At 40.0% G+C, this 9081-nt stretch carries 7 protein-coding genes and 1 rRNA gene; all 8 read right to left on the reverse strand.

All coding sequences use genetic code 11. The annotated features are described in order from the left end of the window. Positions 1-4: 4 nt before the first annotated feature. Positions 5-727 carry a CDP-diacylglycerol--serine O-phosphatidyltransferase gene (pssA, locus tag AC1D69_RS23340; RefSeq protein ID WP_495458516.1) on the reverse strand — a complete coding sequence of 241 codons (723 nt, stop codon included), beginning with the start codon at positions 725-727 and terminating at the stop codon, positions 5-7. Between the two features lie 55 nt (positions 728-782). Next, complete coding sequence (disA, locus tag AC1D69_RS23345) at positions 783-1859, reverse strand: DNA integrity scanning diadenylate cyclase DisA (protein WP_495458517.1); 1077 nt, start codon at positions 1857-1859, stop codon at positions 783-785. Positions 1860-2190: 331 nt separating this feature from the next. Continuing rightward, complete coding sequence (gene radA, locus AC1D69_RS23350; protein ID WP_495458518.1) at positions 2191-3621, reverse strand: DNA repair protein RadA; 1431 nt, start codon at positions 3619-3621, stop codon at positions 2191-2193. Between the two features lie 207 nt (positions 3622-3828). After that, positions 3829-6276 carry an ATP-dependent protease ATP-binding subunit ClpC gene (clpC, locus tag AC1D69_RS23355; RefSeq protein WP_495458519.1) on the reverse strand — a complete coding sequence of 816 codons (2448 nt, stop codon included), beginning with the start codon at positions 6274-6276 and terminating at the stop codon, positions 3829-3831. Positions 6277-6339: 63 nt separating this feature from the next. Continuing rightward, on the reverse strand, positions 6340-7398 hold the full coding sequence (gene mcsB, locus AC1D69_RS23360) for a protein-arginine kinase McsB (RefSeq protein ID WP_495458520.1): 1059 nt from the start codon (positions 7396-7398) through the stop codon (positions 6340-6342). A gap of 27 nt (positions 7399-7425) precedes the next feature. Further along, positions 7426-7950, reverse strand: a complete 525-nt coding sequence (mcsA, locus tag AC1D69_RS23365) for a protein-arginine kinase activator protein McsA (RefSeq protein WP_495458521.1) — start codon at positions 7948-7950, stop codon at positions 7426-7428. A gap of 28 nt (positions 7951-7978) precedes the next feature. Then, positions 7979-8440: a CtsR family transcriptional regulator gene (locus AC1D69_RS23370; RefSeq protein WP_495458522.1), complete on the reverse strand. Its 462-nt coding sequence runs from the start codon at positions 8438-8440 to the stop codon at positions 7979-7981. Between the two features lie 556 nt (positions 8441-8996). Next, positions 8997-9081 (reverse strand): 5S ribosomal RNA (rrf, locus tag AC1D69_RS23375); the annotation flags it as partial.

The following is a 9081-nucleotide window of genomic DNA, read 5'->3' on the forward strand; positions in this document are numbered from 1 at the left end:
TTATTTATTGATCAGAATGAAGTGGATCTTCATCCTTTTTCTTGTTACGACGTCTTATAGATCTACTGATACTCTGCTTCACACCATATATGGCGTATATGACAAGTGGTATAAAGATCAACTTGGATATTTGATCTGGAAAGATTACAGCTATCGCAACAGCCACCACAATAACCAAAGGTGCGCCTATAACGACTTTTTTCGGTAGCCCAACTTTTTTGAAATTGGGATACCTTACCGTACTAATCATTAAATATGATAGCAAAAGCATGGTAATAATCATAAAAGTATCAGAAATTTCATTATGAAAAAGCGATAATGTGGCTAGTACTCCACCTGCTGCAGGAATGGGTAATCCAACAAAGTAACCTGGAATCCCTTTTCGAACATTAAACCGTGCTAAGCGAAGTGCACCACACATAGGAAAAATAGCTGTAGCGCTCCAAGCGATTGGATCTGGCATTCCTTGCAATGTTACCATATACATTATAAGTGCAGGTGCTGCACCAAAAGAAATTACATCAGAAAGGGAATCAAGCTCTTTCCCGAATTCACTTTGCACATGAAGTGCTCTTGCGACACGGCCATCAAGGCCATCGAGAAGCATCGCAATAATAATCATGATCGCAGCCATACTGAATTTATCATTCAGTGCCATCATAATTGCAATCATGCCGAGAGCCAGATTTCCTAAAGTAAACATGTTCGGAATTGACTTCGTTATCATTTATTCACCTCAATTAGTTCATTATACCCCGTATCATCAATTGATTGTATGGCATTTAAACCTGCCTGTCAATGAATACTTGCTCTTGTAAACGGCTGAGGCCTTCCTTGATATGCCTAGCTCTAACTTCACCAATTCCGTCCACTTCATCCAATTGTTCCACCGTTGCTGTCATAATTTGAGGTAATTGTTCGAACCGTTCTAACAGATTGTGTATGATCACATTTGGCAATCTAGGAATCTTATTCAAGACTCTATAACCACGTGGTACGATCGATTCCTCCGACGTCGCAGCAGATGAAGGATACCCTAGTAAGCGAGTAATATAGAGAATATCCAACAATTCCTCATCCGTTGCTTTTTTAAGTCCAGCAATGATTTCTCTAATCTTATCTTCGTCGTCTACACGAGCATAGTCTCTATATAACAACCAAGCCTCTACTTCCATATTGCTGACGAGCTCTTCCATCTGCATACTAATTAGGCGTCCTTCATTACCCAATTCTGTAATGTACCGCTTAATCTCTGTCTTAATACGGAGTACCATCTCCACCCGCTGAATCACATTAACCACTTCGGGGATCGTTACAAGTTCTTCAAACTCAGATGCCGATAAATTCGTAAGTGACTGATTCAGAACTGCTCTATATCTCTCCAGAGTCTGAATGGCTTGATTCGCCTTGGTTAGAATAACACCGATTTCTTTTAGAGAATAACGCAATGAACCCTGATAAAGAGTTATGATATTCCGGCGCTGTGAGATGGAAACAACTAACTTGCCTGTTTGCTTCGCAACACGTTCTGCCGTTCTATGTCGAATGCCTGTTTCCGAAGATGAAATAGACGAATCCGGTATCAACTGCGTATTTGCATACAAGATCCTCTTCAGATCCTCACTCAATATTATGGCTCCATCCATCTTAGCCAATTCGTATAAATAGTTGGGAGAGAAATCACAATTGATCGAGAATCCACCATCGACAACCTCCATAACCTCCGGACTATAGCCAACAACAATTAGAGCTCCAGTCTTTGCACGCAGAACATTCTCCAGACCATCACGGAAAGCTGTACCAGGTGCAACAAGCCTCAATAAATCATTCATGATATCTATTTGATTAGCCTCTTTCATCTTTATATGCCCCCTAATCTAACGCAACAGCAAGTGCTTGTGCCACAATAGTTACACCAATAAGCTTATTCATGTGGGATGTTGCACTAGCACCCCTTTAAAAAACTCCAGCTGCTTACTGGAATCATATATTATATGATATATTTCCCAATCTCAATTCATGCTATTTTAAATTACTTCCGTGACCCAACTCATTATAACGTCGGACTTCCTAAATCCTTACAACTAAGTATAACGGAAAGCTCTTTCCTTTAAAAGAAGATGACCCCTGCAATTGTAGGTTTTTTGTTAACCCCTCAGGCAAGGTTCAAGTAGCTTTACGGAATTATTATTATTCTTCCTCGTCCCATGGAGCTCGTTGATTACTATCTTTAGAAGGTGAACTGCCAAATACAGATTGAATAACTTGGCTCAGTGTTTTACATGGAATAACCTTTATTGTAGAAAATGTCGTAGTACTCTTCAATCCATTAAGTGCAACGTATACACGTTTGAATCCCATTCGCTCAAGTTCTCTGATGCGTAACTCTAACGTAGGTACTTTCTTTAATTCACCCGTTAATCCTATATCGGCGATAAAAACGGTATCATTAGGTATTCCTTTATTCTTGTAAGAAGATACAATACTCATAATCGCTGCTAAGTTAGAGGATTGTTCTTTTAAACGAATACCACCCGTAGTCTTCACTACAACATTCTTATCGTGCAAAGGGATGCTGGCTCTTTGTTCCATGATACTTATAAGTGTATTTACATGGTCTTTCTTTAGACATTCAGCAATTCGACTTGGGTACGGCATGAATGTGGATGATACCAAACTTTCTATCTCAAGAATGATGGGGCGTGTTCCTTCTTTAACAACGGTTAGTGCACTTCCACTAATCACATCATTTTCTTCTCTTTGCGTCATAAAGAATTCTGATGGATTGTCAACAGCGACCATTCCTTGCTCACCCATAGAGAAAAACCCTATTTCTCCAGAACTTCCATAACGATTTTTGGACGAAAATAGCATCTTTAACTCTTCGCCTTCTTCTCCCTCTAGAATCAGAACTGTATCAACCAAATGTTCTAATGCTCTCAACCCGGCTAATTCATTATCCTTGGTCATCTGCCCCACCATAATAATCGCTCTGGGTCTTTCTGCATTTTTTGCAACTTTTAAGAGCGTATTAGCGCATTCCATAGTTTGTGTAGGAGAGCCGGGTCTTTGAGGATATTCTTCCAATACAAAGGTTTGAATACTATCAATAATAATCACATCTGGATCAACTTGATCAATACAACCTAAGACATTATTCAAGCTATTGTCTGAGTATACCCAAACATCTTTATGCATATCTTGCAGAACACGCTCTGCTCTCGTTTTTATCTGTGAGTCACTTTCCTCACCAGAAGCATATAACACTTTTAACCCTTGTTTCGCCATATCATCGGATATCTGTAACAAAAGCGTTGATTTCCCTGCTCCTGGAATGGCAGTAATAATTGTAATAGAATCTTTTACAATTCCTCCGCCCATCACACGATTAAATTCATTATATTTCGTAACGATCCTATCACTGTTCTGTGATACGGTATCTGTTAAACGGTTTACTTTCACATTTTTCTTCTTAGCGATGCTCTTTTGCCCCCCGTTAACATCGCCACCAACCTCTTCTTCAACGAGTGTATTCCACTCTCGACAATCATTACATGAACCTTGCCATTTGATATGCTCATGACCACAACTGGTACACTTATATATTGTTTTCTTCTTCATGTTTCATTCACTTCCTCGATTATTCAGATCATTCTCCCTATTCTTCCGATAAAATTACCATCTATTAAGATTTATCGTATAGTATAGGTGAAAAGTTTACATCACTTCTTACAATACATCAAAATAGGTAATATTCCCTATCAAAAAAATGGTGCCCTTCATATATGAAAGGCACCATTTGAAGATTCAACTCATAACTTGTTTACGTTATTGTTCAGGAGTTACTGAGAGATCTTTCTTCTCTACGGTTAACCCGTCCTCACCCTTATCGATGATTAAAGAATCACCTTTGCTAATAGTGCCCGTAAGTAGTTCTTCAGATAAACGATCTTCAATATGTTTCTGGATCGCTCTACGAAGTGGACGTGCACCAAACGCAGGATCATATCCTTCTTTGGCTAAGAATGCTTTGGCTTCATCTGTTAAGATGAAATCTACATCATATTCCCGTAGACGTTTACGAAGTTCTTCAGACATTAACGTTACAATCTCTGCAATATGCTTCTGTTCCAACGAATGGAATACGATAATTTCATCAATACGGTTCAGGAATTCAGGACGGAAGCTCTTCTTAAGCTCTCCCATTACTTTATCTTTCATATTGCTATAATCTGCACCACCATCTTGTGCAGCCGTGAAACCTAGTGTCGAGTTCTTCTTAATTGCTTCCGCACCTACATTGGATGTCATAACAATTAATGTATTACGGAAATCGACAACGCGACCTTTAGAGTCTGTAAGACGGCCATCTTCAAGAACTTGTAGCAATATATTGAATACCTCAGGGTGAGCCTTCTCAATCTCATCCAAAAGTACAACAGAATAAGGTTTACGACGTACCTTTTCTGTTAATTGACCTCCTTCTTCAAAACCAACATATCCTGGAGGTGCTCCTACTAAACGAGATGTTGAATGCTTCTCCATATATTCAGACATATCGATTCGAACAACGGAATTCTCGTCACCAAACATGGCTTCAGCCAATGCGCGAGCTAATTCTGTCTTACCGACACCTGTAGGTCCTAAGAATATAAATGAACCAATAGGTCGTTTAGGATCTTTGAGTCCTGCACGAGCACGACGAACTGCTCTACTTACGGCTTTAACTGCTTCTTCTTGCCCTACGAGACGTTCATGTAGAATGGCTTCCATATTCAGAAGTCGTTGTGTTTCTTCTTCTTTAAGCTTATTTACTGGAATTCCTGTCCAGCTAGCAACGATTTGTGCAATATCATCAGGTGTGACTTCAGAATCAGTACTACCTTGTTTTTCTTTCCACTGATTTTTCGTAACATCCAACTCTTCACGAATTTTTTGTTCAGTATCTCGGAGAGCAGCTGCCTTTTCGAATTCTTGGCTTTGGACCGAAGCGTCCTTTTCCTTACGAATATCTTCAAGACGGCTTTCTAATTCTTTTAAATTTGGCGGAATCGTATAGGAGTGCAACCTTACCTTCGAACCAGCTTCATCGATCAAATCAATCGCTTTATCCGGTAGGAACCGATCTGGAATATACCGATCCGACAATTTAACAGCCTCTATAATTGCCTCATCTGTGATCTTTACACGGTGATGTGCTTCATAACGATCACGTAAACCATATAAAATCTGAATAGCTTCTTCCGGAGATGGTTGATCAACTGTAATCGGTTGGAAACGACGCTCTAAGGCAGCATCCTTCTCAATATATTTACGGTATTCATCAAGTGTTGTTGCCCCTATGCATTGCAATTCTCCACGTGCAAGGGATGGTTTCAGAATGTTAGAAGCGTCAATTGCCCCTTCTGCCCCACCAGCACCAATTAGTGTATGCAATTCATCAATGAAGAGAATAATATTTCCTGCTTGACGAACTTCATCCATAATCTTCTTAAGACGATCTTCAAATTCACCACGATATTTAGTGCCGGCTACAACCGAGCCCATATCAAGTGTCATGACACGTTTGTCACGAAGTGTCTCTGGAATTTCATTATTAATAATTTTCTGAGCAAGTCCTTCGGCGATGGCTGTTTTACCAACCCCAGGCTCCCCAATCAGAACTGGATTATTCTTGGTACGGCGACTAAGGACTTGAATAACTCTGTCAATTTCCTTACTACGACCAATCACTGGGTCAAGATTACCTTCTTTAGCGTAAGCCGTTAAATCACGTGCTAAGCTATCCAATGTAGGCGTATTTACGTTAGCCTGTGCACCATTATGGCTAGATACAGCTTCGCTGCTACCTAATAATTGCAGCACTTGCTGACGTGCTTTGTTCAAACTAATTCCTAAGTTATTCAGTACTCGTGCGGCAACACCTTCGCCCTCACGAATCAGGCCAAGCAATATATGTTCTGTTCCTACGTAGGTATGTCCAAGCTTGCGTGCTTCATCCATTGAAAGTTCAATTACCTTCTTGGCACGAGGTGTATAGGCAATATTCGTTGGTTGTTCTTGTCCTCGTCCAATCAACGTCTCAACTTCATCCTGAATCTTCTCTAGTCCTAGACCAAGACCGATTAATGCCTTAGCCGCAATGCCATCACCTTCACGAATAAGACCAAGCAATATATGCTCTGTACCTATATTATTGTGTCCTAGACGAACCGCTTCTTCTTGAGCCAAAGCTAGCACCTTTTGTGCACGTTCCGTAAATCTCCCGAACATCATATTCTCCTACACCTCCATGATTTTTGTAACTCTCTTATATTGAATGACTGTGCATTATCTTTGTTACGAACCTAACTTCTCTCGAATCAATCTCGCTCGACAGACATCACGTTCCTCATTCCCCATCATTTCCCCAAATGTTTTTTGAAGAAAACCTGGCTGTGTCATAACATTCAGTTCATTCATAATTGGTGTCGATGGACCCTCAATAATGCCAAGGTCTACACCTAGGCGAACATCAGACAAGCGTTGTGCGGCTTCCTTCGAATCAATAATTTCAGCATATGTTAAAATTCCATAAGATCGCTTTATTCGATCGGTCATACGCAATTTAGATTCGCTAAGCAATCGTTCACGAGCATTTTTCTCATGTTCGATGATTTGTAATACGACACTATGCAGATTATCAATAATTTCATTCTCCGTCTGCCCTAGTGTGATTTGGTTGGAAATTTGAAATATATTACCTACTGCTTCGCTTCCTTCTCCATATATTCCTCTTACGGTTAATCCTACTTGGGAAACAGCAGACAAAATACGATTGATTTGTTGCGTCATAACCAAGGCTGGTAAGTGCATCATAACTGATGCTCTAAGCCCTGTTCCTACATTCGTAGGACAACTTGTTAAGTACCCTCGTACATCATCAAAAGCATAATCGATATGTGCTTCAAATATATCATCAATTGCTGTTGCTTTCTCCCATGCTTCCCGTACTTGGAATCCTGGATATAAACATTGAATGCGAAGGTGGTCTTCTTCGTTAATCATGATACTTATTGACTCATCTTCGCTAAGTATGACTGCACCATAATGTGATTCATCAGCTAAACTAGGACTTATCAAATGTTTCTCAACGAGAACTTTTTTATCTAAAGGTGAAATATCATTTAAATTAAGCATATGAAAAGCACCAAATGATTGTAGATCATCATATTTACCCATGTCAGTAAGGCGGTCCAGCACTTCTACAGATTGCTCATTCGATGCAAGCAAAGGAAAAGGAATATGCTGTAAATTACGCGCTACTCTAACACGGCTACTTATGGCTATATCGGAATCATTTGCGTTACCGAGCATCCAGTCACTAAGTGCCTTTTCGGTAAACCGGAGATTTGGCATCACGCATTCCTCCTTCTTGAAAGAACTTTACTGTTCAGGTAATCCCTTCTCAATCTCCCTAATCTGATCACGAAGTGTTGCTGCTTCTTCAAATTCTTCTTGTATAATTCGTTGCTGCAGTTCGGCTTTGAGATCATCTAATCGGCGCTTAACCTGTATTTGGCCGCCACTTCTTTTAGGGATTTTACCCACGTGAGCTGTACTTCCATGTACTCTTTTAAATAAAGGATCTAAACGATCATTGAAATATTTATAACATGAACTACATCCAAAACGTCCTGCCTTACTAAATTGTGTATAAGTCATTCCACATTCTTCGCAACGCAGAGGTTGAGCAGCCTTCGTAGCACCCGATTGAACCTTACTAGCTGTGTCGAAATCAATAAGTCCAGACAATAAGCTATGAATCGAGAACCCTCCAGAAGCCCCAGGAAGAACTTCACCTTTTTCCCTTGCACATGATTCACAAATATGAAATTCCGTCTTCTCCCCATTCACTATTTTCGTAAAATGAAGAGTTGCCGGTTTGGTTCCGCATTCTTGACAAAGCACGTCGATGTACCTCCTTTTTCTTCGTAGGTCATTTACCTAATAAAGAGATCAGCATCGCTTTCATCATTCTGGCACGAATCTCATCCCTGTAAGGAAGTTTGATCATGAGGCATTCCCTGGATATCGCTGCACGCATTAGATTTGCTTCGCGTTTGTTTAGGAAACAGGATCCCTCCAGTTGATAGATCAGCCCTTCCGCTGTCGTCTGGTCGATGCCTTCGCCAATCATCTGTCGGAGATGAGTATGAAGATCTGAGTGTTGAGGAAGATCAATTCGTTGAATACGAATATACCCTCCGCCACCTCTCTTGCTCTCCACAAGATAGCCCTTCTCTAACGTAAAGCGAGTACTTATGACATAATTGATCTGTGAAGGAACACAGACAAATTTCTCGGCCAGATCATTGCGCTGAATTTCCACTGTTCCTTCGGGACTTTCATGCAGAATATTCTTCAGATATTGTTCAATAATATCGGAAATATTACGCATCACTCATCCTCCACTATTTGAAACGTTAAGCCAACGATGTACCCACGGTAACAACATATGCATACTTACACAAGATCTTAACCAAACCTTTTAATCGCGAAGCTTTGTTACGACAAACCACTAATAACCAGTTTGCAATGTTAAGTCCTATGTGGGTACCCTTTGTACGAAGGGTTATACCTTCTGTTGACTTTGACTTTCTTTGACTTTGTTAATATTATATCATATTCTTTTATTTTGCCAAGGGGTGAGATTATTTTTAGTGTGGACCTGTGGATACAAAAATATTCTTCTATTGTTTAATCTTTTTTATTGCACAATTGTGAGTAACTATGTGGGTAAGTTACATTAATTATCAAACCATTCACAGTTAGTGCACAGATGGTGTATAAGTAGACAGCATTTGTGTATTACTTTAATACAATTAACATTATGTAGGTTTAACTAATACACTCCAATGTTGATAAGTCTGATATGAGTATTCCTTATACTCAGTAAATGTGATCAATCGAGACAAAAAAAACCACCATTGATTGAAATCAATAGTGGTTCTTGTGCTTGGCGGCGTCCTACTCTCCCAGGACCCTGCGGTCCAAGTACCATCGGCGCTGGAGGACTTAACGGTCGTGTTCGGGATGGGT

Source organism: Paenibacillus sp. Y301 (genome assembly GCF_059445505.1).